This is a genomic window from Pseudomonas sp. (assembly GCF_035554175.1).
GTDB lineage: Bacteria > Pseudomonadota > Gammaproteobacteria > Pseudomonadales > Pseudomonadaceae > Aquipseudomonas.
Genome location: NZ_DATMIV010000006.1, coordinates 12,167 through 28,059, shown reverse-complemented (window position 1 = coordinate 28,059; position 15,893 = coordinate 12,167). Strand labels below are relative to the sequence as shown.

Annotated in this window: 14 protein-coding genes and 1 riboswitch; of the genes, 8 read left to right on the top strand and 6 right to left on the bottom strand. The window is 61.7% G+C overall.

Annotated features, from left to right (window positions below; translation table 11 throughout):
- The first annotated feature begins 59 nt into the window (after positions 1–59).
- The 4 genes from hldE to VNV36_RS02190 all read left to right on the top strand — a co-directional run bounded on the left by hldE (position 60) and on the right by VNV36_RS02190 (position 4,131).
- Entirely contained in the window at positions 60–1,481 is a 1,422-nt protein-coding gene (hldE, locus tag VNV36_RS02205; RefSeq protein WP_325715809.1) for a bifunctional D-glycero-beta-D-manno-heptose-7-phosphate kinase/D-glycero-beta-D-manno-heptose 1-phosphate adenylyltransferase HldE, read from the top strand.
- Positions 1,482–1,611: 130 nt separating this feature from the next.
- The gene (locus VNV36_RS02200) at positions 1,612–2,586 is read left to right on the top strand and encodes a glycosyltransferase family protein (protein WP_325715807.1); all 975 of its coding nucleotides are present in this window, start codon (positions 1,612–1,614) and stop codon (positions 2,584–2,586) included.
- On the top strand, positions 2,587–3,273 hold the full coding sequence (locus VNV36_RS02195) for a hypothetical protein (RefSeq protein WP_325715805.1): 687 nt from the start codon (positions 2,587–2,589) through the stop codon (positions 3,271–3,273). It abuts the gene before it with no gap.
- Between the two features lie 57 nt (positions 3,274–3,330).
- The gene (locus VNV36_RS02190) at positions 3,331–4,131 is read left to right on the top strand and encodes a hypothetical protein (protein WP_325715803.1); all 801 of its coding nucleotides are present in this window, start codon (positions 3,331–3,333) and stop codon (positions 4,129–4,131) included.
- Here the strand turns inward: VNV36_RS02190 and VNV36_RS02185 are convergent.
- The 4 genes from VNV36_RS02185 to VNV36_RS02170 form a co-directional block, all read right to left on the bottom strand.
- On the bottom strand, positions 4,128–5,093 hold the full coding sequence (locus VNV36_RS02185) for a metal ABC transporter ATPase (RefSeq protein WP_325715801.1): 966 nt from the start codon (positions 5,091–5,093) through the stop codon (positions 4,128–4,130). The genes VNV36_RS02190 and VNV36_RS02185 overlap by 4 nt on opposite strands.
- Positions 5,094–5,124: 31 nt before the next feature.
- On the bottom strand, positions 5,125–5,937 hold the full coding sequence (locus VNV36_RS02180) for an aldo/keto reductase (RefSeq protein WP_325715799.1): 813 nt from the start codon (positions 5,935–5,937) through the stop codon (positions 5,125–5,127).
- Positions 5,934–7,109 carry an NAD(P)/FAD-dependent oxidoreductase gene (locus VNV36_RS02175; RefSeq protein ID WP_325715798.1) on the bottom strand — a complete coding sequence of 392 codons (1,176 nt, stop codon included), beginning with the start codon at positions 7,107–7,109 and terminating at the stop codon, positions 5,934–5,936. The genes VNV36_RS02180 and VNV36_RS02175 overlap by 4 nt, the downstream gene beginning before the upstream one ends.
- A 144-nt stretch (positions 7,110–7,253) precedes the next feature.
- Positions 7,254–7,586, bottom strand: a complete 333-nt coding sequence (locus VNV36_RS02170; protein ID WP_253498446.1) for a DMT family transporter — start codon at positions 7,584–7,586, stop codon at positions 7,254–7,256.
- A 107-nt stretch (positions 7,587–7,693) separates the two neighbouring features.
- Here VNV36_RS02170 and VNV36_RS02165 point away from each other — a divergent pair, with 107 nt between their 5' ends.
- Positions 7,694–8,608 carry a LysR family transcriptional regulator gene (locus VNV36_RS02165; protein WP_325715795.1) on the top strand — a complete coding sequence of 305 codons (915 nt, stop codon included), beginning with the start codon at positions 7,694–7,696 and terminating at the stop codon, positions 8,606–8,608.
- Entirely contained in the window at positions 8,601–9,875 is a 1,275-nt protein-coding gene (gene waaA, locus VNV36_RS02160; protein ID WP_325715793.1) for a lipid IV(A) 3-deoxy-D-manno-octulosonic acid transferase, read from the top strand. The genes VNV36_RS02165 and waaA overlap by 8 nt, the downstream gene beginning before the upstream one ends.
- Positions 9,876–9,923: 48 nt before the next feature.
- Here waaA and VNV36_RS02155 read toward each other — a convergent pair whose 3' ends face one another.
- Positions 9,924–11,357 (bottom strand): TolC family outer membrane protein, encoded by a 1,434-nt coding sequence (locus VNV36_RS02155; protein ID WP_325715791.1) that lies wholly within the window; start codon positions 11,355–11,357, stop codon positions 9,924–9,926.
- A 206-nt stretch (positions 11,358–11,563) separates the two neighbouring features.
- Positions 11,564–11,669, top strand: a riboswitch (TPP riboswitch).
- 146 nt (positions 11,670–11,815) lie between these two features.
- Here VNV36_RS02155 and thiC point away from each other — a divergent pair.
- Together thiC and cytX are read left to right on the top strand one after the other, a co-directional pair.
- Entirely contained in the window at positions 11,816–13,705 is a 1,890-nt protein-coding gene (gene thiC / locus VNV36_RS02150; protein WP_325715789.1) for a phosphomethylpyrimidine synthase ThiC, read from the top strand.
- 109 nt (positions 13,706–13,814) lie between these two features.
- Positions 13,815–15,107, top strand: a complete 1,293-nt coding sequence (cytX, locus tag VNV36_RS02145) for a putative hydroxymethylpyrimidine transporter CytX (RefSeq protein WP_325715787.1) — start codon at positions 13,815–13,817, stop codon at positions 15,105–15,107.
- Here the strand turns inward: cytX and VNV36_RS02140 are convergent.
- Complete coding sequence (locus VNV36_RS02140; RefSeq protein ID WP_325715785.1) at positions 15,076–15,822, bottom strand: RsiV family protein; 747 nt, start codon at positions 15,820–15,822, stop codon at positions 15,076–15,078. The genes cytX and VNV36_RS02140 overlap by 32 nt on opposite strands.
- Positions 15,823–15,893 lie beyond the last annotated feature (71 nt).

Below are 15,893 nucleotides of genomic sequence, written 5' to 3'. Positions count from 1 at the left end.
ACGACGCTTTACCCTGTGTTAATATCGCGCCCCTGTTCATTTTGTATGTGGGTTGCTCCATGAAGTTGTCCATGCCGCGTTTCGATCAAGCCCCTGTCTTGGTAGTCGGCGATGTCATGCTCGACCGTTACTGGCATGGCGGAACCTCACGGATTTCCCCTGAGGCGCCGGTGCCGGTGGTCAAGGTCGAGCAGATCGAAGATCGCCCGGGCGGTGCCGCGAACGTTGCCTTGAACATTGCCGCGCTGGGTGCGCCGGCGTCGCTGGTCGGTGTGACCGGCGATGACGAAGCCGCCGACAGCCTGAGCAACAGTCTCAAGGGCGCTGGCGTACGCGCATTGTTTCAGCGTATTGCGCACCAACCGACCATCGTCAAGCTGCGGGTCATGAGCCGGCACCAGCAACTGCTGCGTATCGACTTTGAAGAACCGTTCGCCACCGATGCGCTGGCCCTCGGCTCGCAGGTCGATGATCTGCTCGAAGGCATCAAGGTGCTGGTTCTTTCCGACTACGGCAAAGGTGCGCTGAAAAACCATCAGGCGCTGATTCAGGCGGCACGGGCGAAAAACATCCCGGTGCTGGCCGATCCGAAGGGCAAGGACTTTTCCATCTATCGTGGCGCCAGCCTGATCACTCCGAACCTCAATGAATTCGAAGCCATCGTCGGTGGTTGCGTCGACGAGCACGAACTCGTCAGCAAGGGCGCGACGCTGATGCACGAGCTCGATCTCGGCGCTCTGCTGGTGACCCGTGGCGAGCACGGCATGACCCTGTTGCGTCCTGATCAACCCGCGTTGCACTTGCCGGCCCGCGCCCGCGAAGTATTCGATGTGACAGGTGCCGGGGACACGGTGATTTCGACCCTGGCCGCTGCCATTGCGGCGGGCGAAGACCTGCCGCATGCCGTGGCCCTGGCCAATCTGGCCGCCGGCATTGTGGTCGGCAAGCTCGGTACGGCCGCCATCAGCGCTCCGGAATTGCGTCGCGCCATTCAGCGCGAAGAGGGCTCCGAGCGCGGTGTGCTGGGGCTTGAGCAACTGGTGCTCGCCGTTGCCGATGCCCGTGCTCACAACGAAAGAATCGTTTTCACCAACGGCTGCTTCGACATCCTTCATGCCGGCCACGTGACCTATCTGGAGCAGGCGCGGGCTCAGGGCGATCGCCTGATTGTCGCAGTCAATGACGATGCCTCGGTCAGTCGCCTGAAAGGCCCCGGCCGCCCGATCAATAGCGTCGACCGACGCATGGCGGTGCTGGCAGGTCTGGGCGCGGTGGACTGGGTCATCAGCTTCCCTGAAAGCACCCCGGAGAACCTGCTGCGCGAAGTCAGGCCGGATGTGCTGGTCAAAGGCGGCGATTACGGCATCGATCAAGTGGTCGGCGCCGATATCGTGACCGCTTATGGCGGCACCGTAAAAGTGTTGGGACTGGTCGAAAACAGCTCGACGACGGCGATTGTCGAAAAGATCCGCAGTCGCTGAGCAGATGAATTTTTATCGTTGTGTACCGCGTGTGAACGGATTTTGCCTTGGGGATTCCACCGTTTCCGTTGAGCCTGGCAAGTTTGAATCCGCTGCGCTTGCCTGCCTACGTTACGTGGTCATTTAATTTATGAAAGTCATGCTTCTGGTGATGGACGAGCAGCGGGTCATTCTCGACCGGCTCTACGACATCGTTCAGCAGAACTGCGATGAATGTCTGATCTATCGTCTGAGCAAACAGCAGCAGATGAACCTGGGGGCGTTTCTGGCCTCGGTCGAGTACCAGACCTTTGACCGCGTGGTGATTTTCTCGCGAGTCAAACGCCTGGCTCCGCAGCTCCGTGTGCTCAAGTGCATTCCCGGGCTGGTCTTTCTCGAGCACGACGCCTATCAGAACTACATGCCGGCCAGTAAGTACCGTGGCGTTTACTCGCGTCTGTATAGTCGTTTGCCGAGCTGCCGGGCCTTGGTCTCCGGCGCGGTGGTTGCGCGCAAGATGCTGGCCGAAGGCATTGATACCGTGTTCGTATCCAAAGGCTACGACGAGCAGATGCTGCACAACACTGGTGTGGAGCGCGACATCCCGATCGGCTTCCTGGGCAGCCTGAAAAGCACCGAGTACGCCGAGCGCAAGGCCATGCTCGAATCGCTTTCGCGACGCACAGGTATGCTCGTGACCCGTACCAAATCGGGTGCCGAATACCTCGAAACCCTCAATCGCATCAGGATCTTCGTCAGCGCCGATATCGGCATGAACGAATTCATGATCAAGAACTTCGAGGCCATGGCGTGCGGCTGTGTGCTGCTGGCCTGGAGTCAGGGCGAAGAAGATCGCTTGCTCGGTTTCGAAGACATGCACAACACCGTGTTCTACCGCAGCGAAGACGAGGCGGTGGCGAAAATCAAGCTGCTGCAGGACGATCCCGAGCTGGCGCAGCGCATCGCCAGCAACGGCCAGGCGTTTGCCGAAAGCCGCTATTCGTTTGCGCGGGTCGGCCAGGCACTCGCCGAAGCCATCCAGCGTGACATGCGTCCATGGCAGCCGCCTTCGGCTTTCACCCGGTTCTGGGTCAAACTGCGTTACGGCATGAAGGTGCCGGCCTGAATGACGGACGAATACATGGCGCTGGATGCGCTGCCCGGTGGCGACCAGTCGGTTTTGCAAGCCTTGCCCGATGCACTGCGTGAATGCCTGAGCCGCGCCGCGCGAGTGGTGCTGATCGCCAATAATCCCGCCATTACCGCAGCCGACTTCGAGGCGCTGAACATCGGCGCCCATGATGTCGTCGTCAGTTTCAATCACTGCATCAAGGCGTCGCTGCTCAACGAGCAAAGCGTCAATCTCTTCGTGCACGGCTACAACGCCCCCGATGCCTATTTCTTCGGCTTGCCCGGCAGTGCCGACGTACAGCGATTGTTTGACCGCGCGGGCGAGCGCTGCTTCACCATGCTGGTGGGATGCGCGGCGCCGATGTGTCCGCTGCCACGGGTGGCAATGTACTGGGATCGCATCCCGTTGCCGCCGCTGTGGAACTACCCGGTCGACCGCCCGGGCGGTAAAAGCTACGTCGGTCCGTCCACGGGCTTCAACACGCTGGTGCTGTTCGACTGGCTGCGCGGGCACGTCGGTTACACCTATCAGTTGATGACCCTGGGCTTCTCCAACGAGGCGGGGAAGCTGTGGGGCGGCCATGCCTGGGACTACGAGCGGGCCTGGTTGCAACAGTCCGATGTGATTGTCGTGCCGCTGCAACCCCGGCGCTGGTGGCAGAAACTGTTCAAGCGCAAATAAGCGACGCCGCAGTCACGTGCCTGCCGGGCCGAATCTCTTCTTCATAGGTGCATCTGAGTGTTGAAAATTGCCGTGGCATTTTTCGGGATTCCGAGGAATTCCCAGATTTGCTTCCCGTCCATCGAACAGAACGTATTGGCACAGTTGCCTGCGGGCAGCGACGTCCAGTGCTTTTATCATTTGTATAAAGTCGATGAAGTGCAGAATTCGCGCTCCGGCGAGAAAGGCGAGCTGGCGGCTGACAACTATCAGCCCTTCGAGTCCATGACCGGCGCGCTCACCTCCACCGAAGGCGTGCTGGAGCGCTGGAATTTCGAGCAGGTCAAGGCACTGGGCGATACCTGGGCCGATGACTACGCCTCGCTGCGCAACCTGATTTATCAGCTCAACTCGTTGCACACCGTCACCACCGAGATTGAGTCCTTCGATCCGGACTTCGTGGTGTTCGTGCGACCGGACAATTTCTTCCACACCGCGCTGCCCGCTTACGTGTTCAACCACTCCGAGGCGCGGCGGCACAACGTCTATATCCCGGACTGGCAGTGGTGGGGCGGTCTGAATGACCGTTTCGCCGTTTGCGGGCGCGATATGTATGTCGCCTACGGCAAACGCATCGAACGCATCTTCGATTTCTGCAAGGCGAGCGGCCGCAAGCTGCACTCCGAGCGCTTGCTCAAATACGCGCTACTGGAGGCGGGCGCCAAGGTCTGCACATTGCCGATCCAGGCGTCACGCGTGCGAATTACCGGTGCATTTGCCGAAGAGTCGTTCTCACCCAAGCGTGGCATGGGCAAGCGCGAAAACCGCTACTTTCACTTCTTCGCGACGTTGCGCACCTGGTGGGATCGCCGCCGCTAGCGGCTTGCGCGTTTCCTGCCCAGCCCGACCAGACGCAGTGCCTTGATGCTCAACTGCTTGAGGCCGGTGCGGGGCGCCTTGGCCGGTTGCAGGCCCTGTTGCACCAGCCAGTCCTTCCAGCGAATGCGCTCGTCGTGTACGACCCAGCCTTGTTGCGTCGCGAAGCTCTCGGCCAGATGAATGCCGCGGGTGCTGGCCGGTATCAGCTTGTCGCGTTTGAGGGTGAACAGCTCGGCGGTTGGCGCACCGTCCCTGAGTGGCATCAGATACAGGTCTGGCTGCTTGCGGTCGAGCCGCGCGACCAATTGATCGCCCTCAAGGCGTTCATCGACATGAAACAGACTCAGCGACTTGGCTTCCCTGGGCACTTCCAGGCGCAAGTCGTAGATCAATTGCAGTGACGCCGTCGGCAGATGCACGTAGGCTCTCGGTCGTTCCAGCAACTGCAGATTGGCGCAGCGCACCGGACGTGCCGAACCGGACAACGGTGTCAGGCGAAACGGCAACGCTTCACGGTAATGCAGCGCAGCGGAGTAGGGCGCCGGCAGCCAGGTGTCGTTGAAGCGCCCGCCGAGCCAGCCTTCCGGGGTTTCCAGCAAGCACTCTTCGGCGATTTCCTGAATCGCCGTGTGCAGCGGAATGTTCAATTCGTGGGCCGGCACGTAGCCGGAGATCAGCTTCAGCACCACGTCGCCGCGATCCTGGCGACGTTGACGCACCAGCACCCAGTAATCGCGGTTCTGCCAGTGCAGGGTCAGGCGCACTGAGACGCCAAGGTTGGCCAGTTCAAGCGCAAAGCGCTCGCTGTCCGCGACGCTGACCGGTTTGCGCCGTTGCAGGGTCTGGGCGAAATTCAGCGGCATGCCGACGCTCTGGTAGCTCAGGCCTTCGGGCGTGGCTTCAACGAACAGCGGCAGCGTCTTGAAGTTGCTCGGGTTCTTGCGGATGAGCGTGCGCGGCATATCGGCTCCTGCTTAAGGCCGCGGGGCGGCGTCAGTGACCACGCAGGACCTGGGCAACGGTCGCGGCGTTATGGGCAAGGTGCAGCGGATTGATGGTGCCGACAATCGCACTGGCGACGCCCGGCTGAGCGAACAGTAACTCGAAGCTGGCGCGCACCGGATCGACTCCCGGGCTCAGACAGACATGCCCGCTGGCCAAAGCCTTTTTCACCAGAATGGCCTTGCCGTGGGCAGCAGCATAGTCAATGACCGCCTTTTCGTTTTGTTCGTTCAGATTGTAGGTGACCATCGCGCAGTCGCCTTGCTCCAGCGCCTTCAAACCGCCTTCGATGGTTTTACCGGAAAAACCGAAGCCGCGAATCTTGCCTTCGGCCTTGAGGGCCGCGAGTGTGGCGTACACCTCTTCGCGCTCGAGGATGGCCAGGTCGTTGCCGTCGGAATGCACCAGCACCAGATCGATGAAATCCGTTTCCAGACGTTGCAGGCTGCGCTCGACCGACATCCGCGTGTGCGTGGCGCTGAAGTCATGGCGCGACACGCCGTCGGCAAACTCTTCGCCGACCTTGCTGACGATCACCCAGTCCTGACGCTGACCGCGCAGCAGCGGACCGAGGCGTTCTTCGCTGCGGCCGTAAGCGGGCGCGGTGTCGATCAGGTTGATACCCAGATCCCGCGCCTGGCGCAGCAGCATGCGCGCTTCATCGTCGCCGGGAATCTGGAAACCGTTGGGGTATTTCACCCCCTGGTCGCGGCCGAGTTTGACCGTACCCAGCCCCAGCGGCGACACCGTCAGGCCAGTGCTGCCCAGCGGGCGATGCAGTTCGTGCAGGGTGGCGATGGTCATGGCAGCAGTTGCTCCCAGGCAGGCACGCCGAGCGGCGGTTTCGGTAGTGACGGCAATGGCTCGGTCGCTTGCGGCTGGATGCGGTCGCGTTGCAGCGAAGCGATGACGCGGTCAGCGAAGTCCGGCGCCAGCGCCAGTTTGGTTGGCCAGCCGACAAGCAGGCGACCTTCTTCGGCGAGGAAGGCGTTGTCAGGGCGGGTCAAACCGGTCTGCAACGGCTCGGCGCGGTCGACGCGCAGGGTCGCCCATTGCGTGGTGCTGAGGTCGATCCACGGCAGCAACTGAGCGATTTCCTTTTGCGCCGTGGCGATCTGTTCCGCTGGCTCGCGGGCCACGCCTTCACTTTCGGCGATGTCGCCGCCCATGTACCAGACCCACTGGCCGTCAGCCGCCGGATGGGTGGTCACGGTGATACGCGGTTTGGTGCCACCGCCCAGGCAGTGAGCGTATAGCGGTTTCAAACCGGGGCCTTTGGCGAGGATCATGTGCAGCGGCCGGCGTTGCATGGCCGGCCGGCTCAGACCCAAGGTTTCGAGCAGTTCGGCAGTACCGGCGCCGGCACTGAGGACGATACGCTGGGCGCGGATTTCGCGGCCATCGACTTTCAGGCCAACCAGTACGCCCGCTTCCAGCAACGGCTCGATGACCTGACCGGCGAGCAGGCCGTCACCGGCCAGCTCGGCCAGGCGCTGAATCAGGCTCGGTACATCCACCACCAGTTCGGCGAGACGGTAGACCTTGCCCTTGAAACGCTTGTCTTGCAGGGCCAGGGGCAGCTCATCGCCCTTGACCTGATCGACCCGGCCACGCACAGCCTTGCTGGCAAAGAAACTGGTGAGGTTGCCGGCCAGTGTGCCCGGCGACCACAGGTAATGCGCTTGCGATAGCAGGCGCACGCCGGACAGATCCAGCTCGCCACTGCCAGCCAGCGCTTCGCGCCAGCGCCGTGGCATGTCGGCGATCGCTTCCGAGGCACCGGTCAGTGCGCCGTGCAACGCATACTTGGCGCCGCCGTGGATGATGCCCTGGGATTTCACGCTCTGCCCGCCACCGAGGCTGGCGCTCTCCACCAGCACGGTCGAAAAGCCCTGGCGGCGCAGGCGCGCATTCAGCCAGAGGCCGGCGACACCAGCGCCGACAATCAGAACGTCGGTGGAAATAACGGATGGCATGCAGCGACCTCAGTGTTCAAGACGAGGGCGCAGTATACAGACTCGGAGATCGGGCTCAGATGTGAAAAAAGATCGCAGCCTTCGGCAGCTCCTACTTTGGAATGCGTTACCCGTAGGAGCTGCCGAAGGCTGCGATCTTTTTCTTCAATGCCCCGCGGTTTTCGAAAACAGCTGGATCACGACGACGCCCAGCACGATCAACGCCATCCCCAGCATCGCCGGTACGTCGAGTTTCTGTCCGTAGATGAACAGCGCCGCGACGCTGACCATGACAATGCCCATCCCCGCCCAGACGGCATAGGCCACGCCTACCGGTACGGTGCGCACCACCAGCGTCAGCATCCAGAACGCAATCGCATAGCCGACGATGACCAGAATCAAAGGCAGCGGCGTGCTGAAGCCCTTGACGGCTTTCATCGAGACGGTGGCGATCACTTCAGCGCAGATGGCAATGGCCAGATAGACGTAGGCGTTCATGATTTCAGTCCTCAAATAATCGTTGCTTGCTGAGGCGGCATTCTAGAGATTCGTCAGATGCGGTAAAGTTATTACCTATCTGTATTAAAGATGGGTTGGAAAACCGTATGCAGTGGAATCTCGACCAGTTACGCGTATTTGTCGACGTCGCCGAACAGCGTTCGTTCTCCGCCGTGGCGCGGCGGCAGCGCAAGGCGCAGTCGGCGATCAGCAACGCCGTTGCCCTGCTCGAAGAGGATCTGGGCGTGAACCTGTTCGAACGCAGCAGCGGGCGCCAGCCGAGTCTCACCGAGGCGGGCGAGGCGCTGCTGGAAGAAGCGCGGGAAGTGTTGCGCCAGTGCGAGCGGCTCAACGGTCGCGCCATGGCCATGCTGCGTGGCCAGGAAGCGCAGTTGCGCGTGGCTCAGGACGAAGCGATGCCGTATCAGGCGCTGGTGGAAAGTTTCGGCGAACTGGCCGAGCATTTTCCCAGCCTGGAAGTGCAACTGACCAGCGCCGCCCAAGGCGAAGTCGCCCGCAAACTGGTCGAGCGGCGCGCTGACCTCGGACTGTTGTTCTATCACGATGAAATCCCCGAAGCCCTTGAGCGCCGCGTGCTGGGTCGTGTCGAAATGGTCACGGTGTGTGGCGTCAATCATCCGCTGGCGCAGCAGGCTTACGTGACCTGCCAGCAACTGGCGCAACACCGGCAACTGCTGATGTCGACGCAGACCAGCGTTTATCCCGGCAACGAGCCGGCCAGCCCACAGGTGTGGCGTGCCGACAGTTTCTACGTGATGTCCGAATGGCTGGTGCGCGACCTCGGCTGGGCCTGGTTGCCAAGGCATGTGGTGCAATATTCGGCGTATCAAGGCTTGATGGTCGAACTGGACAGCGAATGGACTCCGCCGGCGCTGGTGGTGGAACTGGTCTGGCGGCGCGACGAACCGCTCGGCCCGGCTGCGCGTTGGCTGGCCGAACGTTTTGCCGTGCACTTGTGCGCGATCGACGAAAAAGCCGATAAACTCCGCCGCCATGAATAGAACTCTCTACACCGCGCTGTTTTACCTGGGGCTGCCATTGGTGGCGATTCGGCTGTGGCTGCGCGCACGCAAGGCGCCGGCGTATGCCAAGCGCATTGGCGAGCGCTTTACTTACGGCATGCCGACCTTGCAACCCGGCGGCATCTGGGTGCACGCGGTGTCGGTGGGCGAAAGCATTGCCGCCGCACCGATGATCCGCGCCTTGCTGCAGCGCTATCCGACGCTGCCGATCACCGTGACCTGCATGACCCCGACCGGCTCGGAGCGGATCCAGGCATTGTTCGCCAACGAACCGCGCGTCCAGCACTGCTATCTGCCGTATGACTTGCCTTTTGCGGCGGCGCGGTTTCTTGATCGCGTGCAGCCCAGGCTCGCAGTGATCATGGAAACCGAGTTGTGGCCCAACCACATTCATCAATGCGCCGCGCGCGGGATTCCGGTGGCTTTGGCCAATGGGCGGTTGTCGGAGCGTTCCGCCAAAGGCTATGGTCGCTTCAGCAAACTCACCGCGCCGATGCTCGCCGAAATGAGCCTGCTCGCCGTGCAGACCGAAGCCGAGGCGCAGCGCTTCCGTGATCTCGGTGCGCGCCCGGAAACAGTCGAGGTCACCGGCTCGATCAAATTCGACCTGAGCATCGACCCGCAATTGCTGCAACGGGCCGCCGAGTTGCGTAGTCAATGGCAAGCACAGGAACGCCCAGTGTGGATCGCCGCCAGCACCCACGAAGGCGAAGACGAAGTGGTGCTCGACGCCCATCGCCGCTTGCTGACCAGTCACCCCGATGCGCTGCTGATTCTGGTACCGCGCCATCCGGAGCGCTTCAATTCGGTGTTCGACCTGTGCCGGCGTGAAGGCTTCGCCACGCTGCGTCGTTCCACCGGGGCCAATGTCGATGCGCAGACGAGCGTGCTGCTCGGCGACACCATGGGCGAGTTGCTGTTTCTTTATGCCTTGGCGGACAGTGCCTTTGTCGGCGGCAGTCTCGTCCCGAATGGCGGGCATAACCTGCTCGAACCCGCCGCGCTGGCAAAACCGGTGCTCAGCGGCCCGCACCTGTTCAACTTCCTCGATATCGCCGCGCAGTTGCGCGAAGCCGGGGCATTGGCCGAGGTGGATGATGCCGAGGGGCTGGCGGTTGAAGTGCAGCGCTTGTTCGAACTGCCCCGTGATGCGCAGCGCATGGCAGACGCCGGGCTGGCGGTGATGCGCCGCAATCAGGGCGCGTTGCAGCGCTTGCTGGATGGTTTGGGCAGATTGATCAAATAAGCAAAAAGATCGCAGCCTTCGGCAGCTCCTACATTGGAATACGTTTCCTCAAGGTCGCGCCTTGAGCTGCGCCTCGGCCGCCGACGCCAGATCCGGCGGCAGGAAGTCCTTGTCCGGGTTGTAGTCGGCTTTGAGATAGCGCCGCAGGTCTTCCAGGTCGCCCGGGTTCAACGTCCCTGCCGCTTGCTTCAGGCGCAGGTTGTCGAGGATGTAGTCGTAGCGGGTGTTGTTGTAGTTGCGCACCGAAGTGTAGAGCTGGCGCTGGGCGTCGAGCACGTCGACGATGTTGCGCGTGCCGACCTGATAGCCGATTTCCGTGGCTTCCACCGCGCTCTGGTTGGAGATGATCGACTGGCGACGCGCCTGCACCTGCTCGACGTCGGTGTTCACCGCGCGGTGCAGATTGCGGGTGTTTTCCACCACCTGGCGGCGCAGGGATTCGCGCTGCTGTTCACTCTGATCCAGCTGCGCATAGGACTGACGCACTTGCGAACTGGTCAGCCCGCCGCTGTAGATCGGAATGTTCAGTTGCAGGCCTAGGGTGCTCTGCTCGACGTTGCCGCCGTAGGGCGCGCCAAACGAGTTCGGGTTGGCAAAGCCGAGAGCGTCGTTGTCGCCTTTCTCGTATTTGGCCACGGCGTCGAGGGTCGGCAAGTGGCCGGCCTTGCGCTGCTTGAGCGTCTGTTCGGCGGAGCTCACCGCATAGTTGCTGGCGAGCAGATTGAGGTTCTGCCGCGCCGCCGTGTCGACCCAGGATTTCGCATCGTTGGGCGCTGGCGGCAGAATCGGCAGCGTATGGACGATGCCCTGAATCGAGTTGTACTGACGGTTGGTCAGAGTGATCAACGCTTGGAAGGCATCATCGACCTGACGCTGCGCGACGATGCGGTTGGCCCGCGCGGTGTCGTAGCTGGCCTGCGATTGCAGGACGTCGGTCTTGTCCGAGAGGCCGACATCGAAGCGCTCGTTGGACTGATCAAGCTGACGCTTGAACGCGGCTTCCTCAGCCTTGGTCGAGGCGAGGTTGTCCTGACTGCGCAGCACGTTGAAATAGCTTTCGGCGGTCTGCAGGATCAGGTTCTGTTCGGTGGCCGAAAGCTGCAGCGCGGCCTGTTCGTTGACGTCCTTGGCGGCCTGGTACTGGAACCAGCGATCGGCGCGGAACAGGGGCTGCGCGAGCGTCGCCTGATAAGAATGCGCGCTGCGGTTGGCGATGGCCGAAGGCTGGTCGATCGAGGTGCGCACGTCGGCGACTTCGGCGCCACCGGAGAGGTTCGGCAGCAGACCGGCGCGGGCCTGGGGCACCACTTCTTTCTGCGCACCGTACTGCGCGCGGGCCGCCGCCAGATCGGCGTTGTTGTCGACCGCTTCCTGATAGACGCTGACCAGATCGGTGCGGGTCGACAACGGCGCTTCCGCTGCCCAGGCCATTGCGTTGGACGCACAAGACACGGCAACAGCCAGTGAAAGTTTGCGCAGCATGAGGCGATCCCTAGGATGAATATTATGAAAGTAATCCGGGCGCCAAAGGTAAGGCGCAGTCCGCACAGCGTCAAGGCTGAGCGGGGCAAAGCGAGTGTAGTTGCGCATTGCTTCGGCAACAATCGGGCAAGTCTGTGTATTTACGCCATTCATCATGGCGTTCGCTGCGGTGTTGGCGTTCCTCGGTGGTTGTGTCTAGACTGGCAGGGTTCTTGTCGGGGTGCCTTGCTATGAGGCTGAGATCGAATAATTTCGGATCCCGTTGAACCTGATCAGGTTAGCGCCTGCGTAGGGAACAAGATTTCTCGTCACCCGGCGAGTCCTCTTGTGCTTCGTCCGGGATATTGTTCGACAATCGAACGCCAAAGACGAAGCACAGCACCGGTCCCGGTGCGTCCGTGCCATTTTCAGGTTCTGCTCCGACAATCCACTGCTGGATGCTGTCTGGAGAGCCCGTGATGACGACAAAAGAAAAAAACGCGATCAACCTGAGTGACTCGGCCAAGGTCGACGAGCAATCGGTCAAGCCGTTCACCCGTTCGCAAAAAGTCTACGTTCAGGGCTCGCGCCCGGACATCCGCGTGCCGATGCGCGAAATCAGCCTCGACGTGACCCCCACCGACTTCGGTGGCGAGATCAACGCGCCGGTCACCGTCTACGATACTTCCGGCCCCTATACCGATCCGAATGTAGTGATCGATGTGCGCAAAGGCCTGGCCGACGTACGCTCGGCGTGGATCGACGACCGCGGCGACACCGAGCGCCTGGCGGGCCTGAGCTCCAGCTTTGGTCAGCAGCGCCTGGCCGACCCCGAACTGACCAAACTGCGTTTCGCCCACGTCAACAACCCGCGCCGCGCCAAGGTCGGGGCCAACGTCAGCCAGATGCACTATGCGCGCAAAGGCATCATCACCGCCGAGATGGAATACGTCGCCATCCGCGAAAACATGAAGCTGCAAGAGGCCCGCGCGGCCGGCCTGCTCAAGCAACAACACGCCGGCCACAGCTTCGGCGCGAGCATACCGAAAGAAATCACGCCTGAATTCGTCCGCGAAGAAATCGCCCGCGGCCGCGCAATCATTCCGGCCAACATCAACCACGTCGAGCTGGAACCGATGATCATCGGCCGTAACTTCCTGGTGAAGATCAACGGCAACATCGGCAACAGCGCACTGGGTTCTTCGATCGAAGAAGAAGTGGCGAAGCTGACCTGGGGCATTCGCTGGGGCTCGGACACGGTGATGGACCTGTCCACCGGCAAACACATTCACGAAACCCGCGAGTGGATCATCCGCAACTCGCCGGTACCGATCGGTACCGTGCCGATCTATCAGGCGCTGGAGAAGGTCAACGGTGTTGCCGAAGACCTGACCTGGGAGCTGTTCCGCGACACACTGATCGAGCAGGCCGAGCAGGGCGTCGACTACTTCACCATTCACGCCGGCGTGCTCCTGCGTTACGTGCCGCTGACCGCCAAACGCGTCACCGGCATCGTCTCCCGTGGCGGTTCGATCATGGCCAAGTGGTGCCTGGCGCACCACAAAGAGAACTTCATCTACACCCACTTCGACGAAATCTGCGAAATCATGAAGGCCTACGACGTCAGCTTCTCGCTGGGCGATGGCCTGCGTCCGGGCTCGATTGCCGACGCCAACGACGAAGCACAATTCGGCGAACTGGAAACCCTCGGCGAACTGACCAAAATTGCCTGGAAGCACGACGTGCAATGCATGATCGAAGGCCCGGGCCATGTGCCGATGCAGTTGATCAAAGAGAACATGGACAAGCAGCTCGAATGCTGCGACGAGGCGCCGTTCTATACCCTCGGCCCTCTGACCACCGACATTGCCCCGGGCTACGACCACATCACCTCCGGCATCGGTGCGGCGATGATCGGCTGGTTCGGGTGCGCGATGCTCTGCTACGTAACGCCGAAGGAGCACTTGGGCCTGCCGAACAAGGATGACGTGAAAACCGGCATCATCACTTACAAGATCGCCGCCCACGCAGCGGACCTGGCCAAAGGGCATCCGGGTGCGCAGATTCGCGACAATGCCTTGAGCAAGGCGCGCTTCGAATTCCGCTGGGAAGACCAGTTCAACCTCGGTCTGGATCCGGACACCGCCCGCTCGTATCACGACGAAACCCTGCCGAAGGACTCGGCCAAGGTCGCGCATTTCTGCTCGATGTGCGGGCCGAAATTCTGTTCGATGAAGATCACCCAGGAAGTCCGTGAGTACGCGGCCAACCAGCGCATCGACGCGGTCGACGTGGACGTCGCCAAAGGCCTGGCGGAACAGGCCGAGCGCTTCAGGCAGGAAGGCAGTCAGCTGTACAAGAAAGTCTAGTCACAAGCTGCAAGCTGCAAGATTAGAAGCAGTCCGCGTACCGCTTTTAACTTGCGGCTTGCCGCTTGCCGCTTGCAGCTTTTTCCTGCTCCTCTTTGAGATCACACCTTTGAGCATTCAACCCGGCACCTATTCCCCCGACCTCGCTGTGCCCGCCGACAATCGTGTATTTGGCGGTCGCGATCTGTTTTCCCTGTGGTTCTCTCTCGGCATCGGCCTGATGGTTTTGCAGACCGGCGCATTGCTCGCGCCTGGTCTGGGTTTGTCCGGTTCGCTGCTGGCGATCTTCCTCGGCACATTGGTCGGCGTACTGCTGCTCGCCGCCGTGGGCGTGATCGGCAGCGACACCGGTCTGTCGTCGATGGCGGCGCTGAAACTCAGCCTCGGCAGTCAAGGTGCGAGCCTGCCGGCGCTGCTCAATCTGCTGCAGCTGATCGGCTGGGGCTCGTTCGAAATCATCGTCATGCGTGATGCCGCCAGCCTGCTCGGCTCTCATGCGTTCAGCGAGGGCTCGCTGTTGGCGAGTCCGATCCTGTGGACGCTGTTCTTCGGTGCGCTGGCCACTTTGCTGGCGGTGAGTGGGCCGTTGACTTTCGTGCGGCAGATTTTGCGCAAGTGGGGCATCTGGCTGCTGTTGGCGGCGTGCCTGTGGCTGACCTGGAACCTGTTCGCCAAAGCCGATCTCGCTGCGTTGTGGGCGCGTGCCGGTGACGGTTCGATGCCGTTCGCTGTGGGCTTCGACATTGCCATCGCCATGCCGCTGTCGTGGCTGCCGCTGATTGCCGACTATTCGCGCTTCGGCAAGCGGGCGAGGAACGTGTTCGGTGGTACGGCGGTGGGTTTCTTCATTGGCAATTTCTGGCTGATGAGCCTCGGCGTCGCCTACACCCTGGCGTTCGCGCCGAGCGGGGAAGTCAACGCGCTGCTGCTGGCTCTGGCCGGTGCCGGCCTAGGAATTCCGTTGCTGTTGATTCTGTTGGATGAGTCGGAGAACGCTTTCGCCGATATTCATTCGGCGGCGGTGTCGAGCGGGATTCTGCTGCGCCTGAAAGTCGAGCATCTGGCCTTGGCCATCGGCGTGATCTGCACGCTGATCGCCCTGCTGGCGCCGTTGGCGCAGTACCAGAATTTCCTGCTGCTGATCGGCTCGGTGTTTGCGCCGCTGTTCGGCGTGGTGCTGGTCGATCACTTCATTCTGCGCAAGCGCAGCGCGCAGCTCGCATCCGCCGCATTGCGCTGGCCGGCGTTGCTGGCGTGGCTGGGTGGGGTCAGCACTTATCACTTGCTGGCCAATCTGTATCCGGATGTCGGCGCAACCCTGCCGGCGCTGGTCCTGGCAGGGCTACTGCAATTGATCCTGGGCCGGGCCTTCAGTTACGGCCGGGAAACAGCTCAGGCTTGAGAATGCCGTTCAGGCGCGGGTAAGGAATTTTCAGTTCGACGTGGCCCAGCGCGTAAGGCGCAAGGGTGGTCACGTCGTACTTGAGGATCACGCCGCCATAGGTCAGCGCCACATGCGGGGTTTTCACGAACGGCCAGTTCGCGACGAATTCCGGCTCCTGATCGAGCTTGGTGCTGATCAGCCAACTGTTGTGTGCCACTTGCGCGGCTTTCCAGAACGCCTCTTCCTGGCCTGGCAGCAACATGTCGGACAGGTTCAGCACCTTGTGCTGCTGGCGCGAATAGTTGATGAAACCGCGACCGGGGTTGCCATGGGCGCCGCCGGTGTCCAGGTAGCTCGACAGCTCGATGATCACCAGTCCGTCATGCTGCTCGCGTACTTTCGCTTGCAGGTAGCTGCTGTTGCGCGGGCCGGCGCTGGCGAGGAACTGCTCGCGGTAGGTGGCCAGAGTTGGCGCGACGGGTGCGTTCTTCTCGGTACGGGTCATTTGCAGCAGACGTTTTTCGATGATGCCGTCCAGAGCCGGTTCATCCGGGAAGCGCAGGGTATCGATGTTCACCAGCGGGCAATCCGGGTTGGAACAGCCAGGTTTCAGCTGTTCCGAAGCGTCGCGGGTGGTTTCCAGCGGCGTGCGATAGTTGGGCTGGAACAGGCTGGCACAGGCGCCCAAAGTCAGGGCGATAGCGGCCACAGAGGCAATTTTGAAAAGCGACATGGGCGTCCTTTCGAAAGCAGGGGAAGGCGAAAAGTTACCGCTTCGACTCTCAACGAAGCGGTCAGTTCGCC

Coding starts and splice junctions, on each gene's coding strand:
- hldE (WP_325715809.1), top strand. CDS start 60: ATGAAGTTGTCCATGCCGCGTTTCGATCAAGCCCCTGTCTTGGTAGTC.
- VNV36_RS02200 (WP_325715807.1), top strand. CDS start 1,612: ATGAAAGTCATGCTTCTGGTGATGGACGAGCAGCGGGTCATTCTCGAC.
- VNV36_RS02195 (WP_325715805.1), top strand. CDS start 2,587: ATGACGGACGAATACATGGCGCTGGATGCGCTGCCCGGTGGCGACCAG.
- VNV36_RS02185 (WP_325715801.1), bottom strand. CDS start 5,093: ATGCCGCGCACGCTCATCCGCAAGAACCCGAGCAACTTCAAGACGCTG.
- VNV36_RS02180 (WP_325715799.1), bottom strand. CDS start 5,937: ATGACCATCGCCACCCTGCACGAACTGCATCGCCCGCTGGGCAGCACT.
- VNV36_RS02175 (WP_325715798.1), bottom strand. CDS start 7,109: ATGCCATCCGTTATTTCCACCGACGTTCTGATTGTCGGCGCTGGTGTC.
- VNV36_RS02170 (WP_253498446.1), bottom strand. CDS start 7,586: ATGAACGCCTACGTCTATCTGGCCATTGCCATCTGCGCTGAAGTGATC.
- VNV36_RS02165 (WP_325715795.1), top strand. CDS start 7,694: ATGCAGTGGAATCTCGACCAGTTACGCGTATTTGTCGACGTCGCCGAA.
- waaA (WP_325715793.1), top strand. CDS start 8,601: ATGAATAGAACTCTCTACACCGCGCTGTTTTACCTGGGGCTGCCATTG.
- VNV36_RS02155 (WP_325715791.1), bottom strand. CDS start 11,357: ATGCTGCGCAAACTTTCACTGGCTGTTGCCGTGTCTTGTGCGTCCAAC.
- thiC (WP_325715789.1), top strand. CDS start 11,816: ATGACGACAAAAGAAAAAAACGCGATCAACCTGAGTGACTCGGCCAAG.
- VNV36_RS02140 (WP_325715785.1), bottom strand. CDS start 15,822: ATGTCGCTTTTCAAAATTGCCTCTGTGGCCGCTATCGCCCTGACTTTG.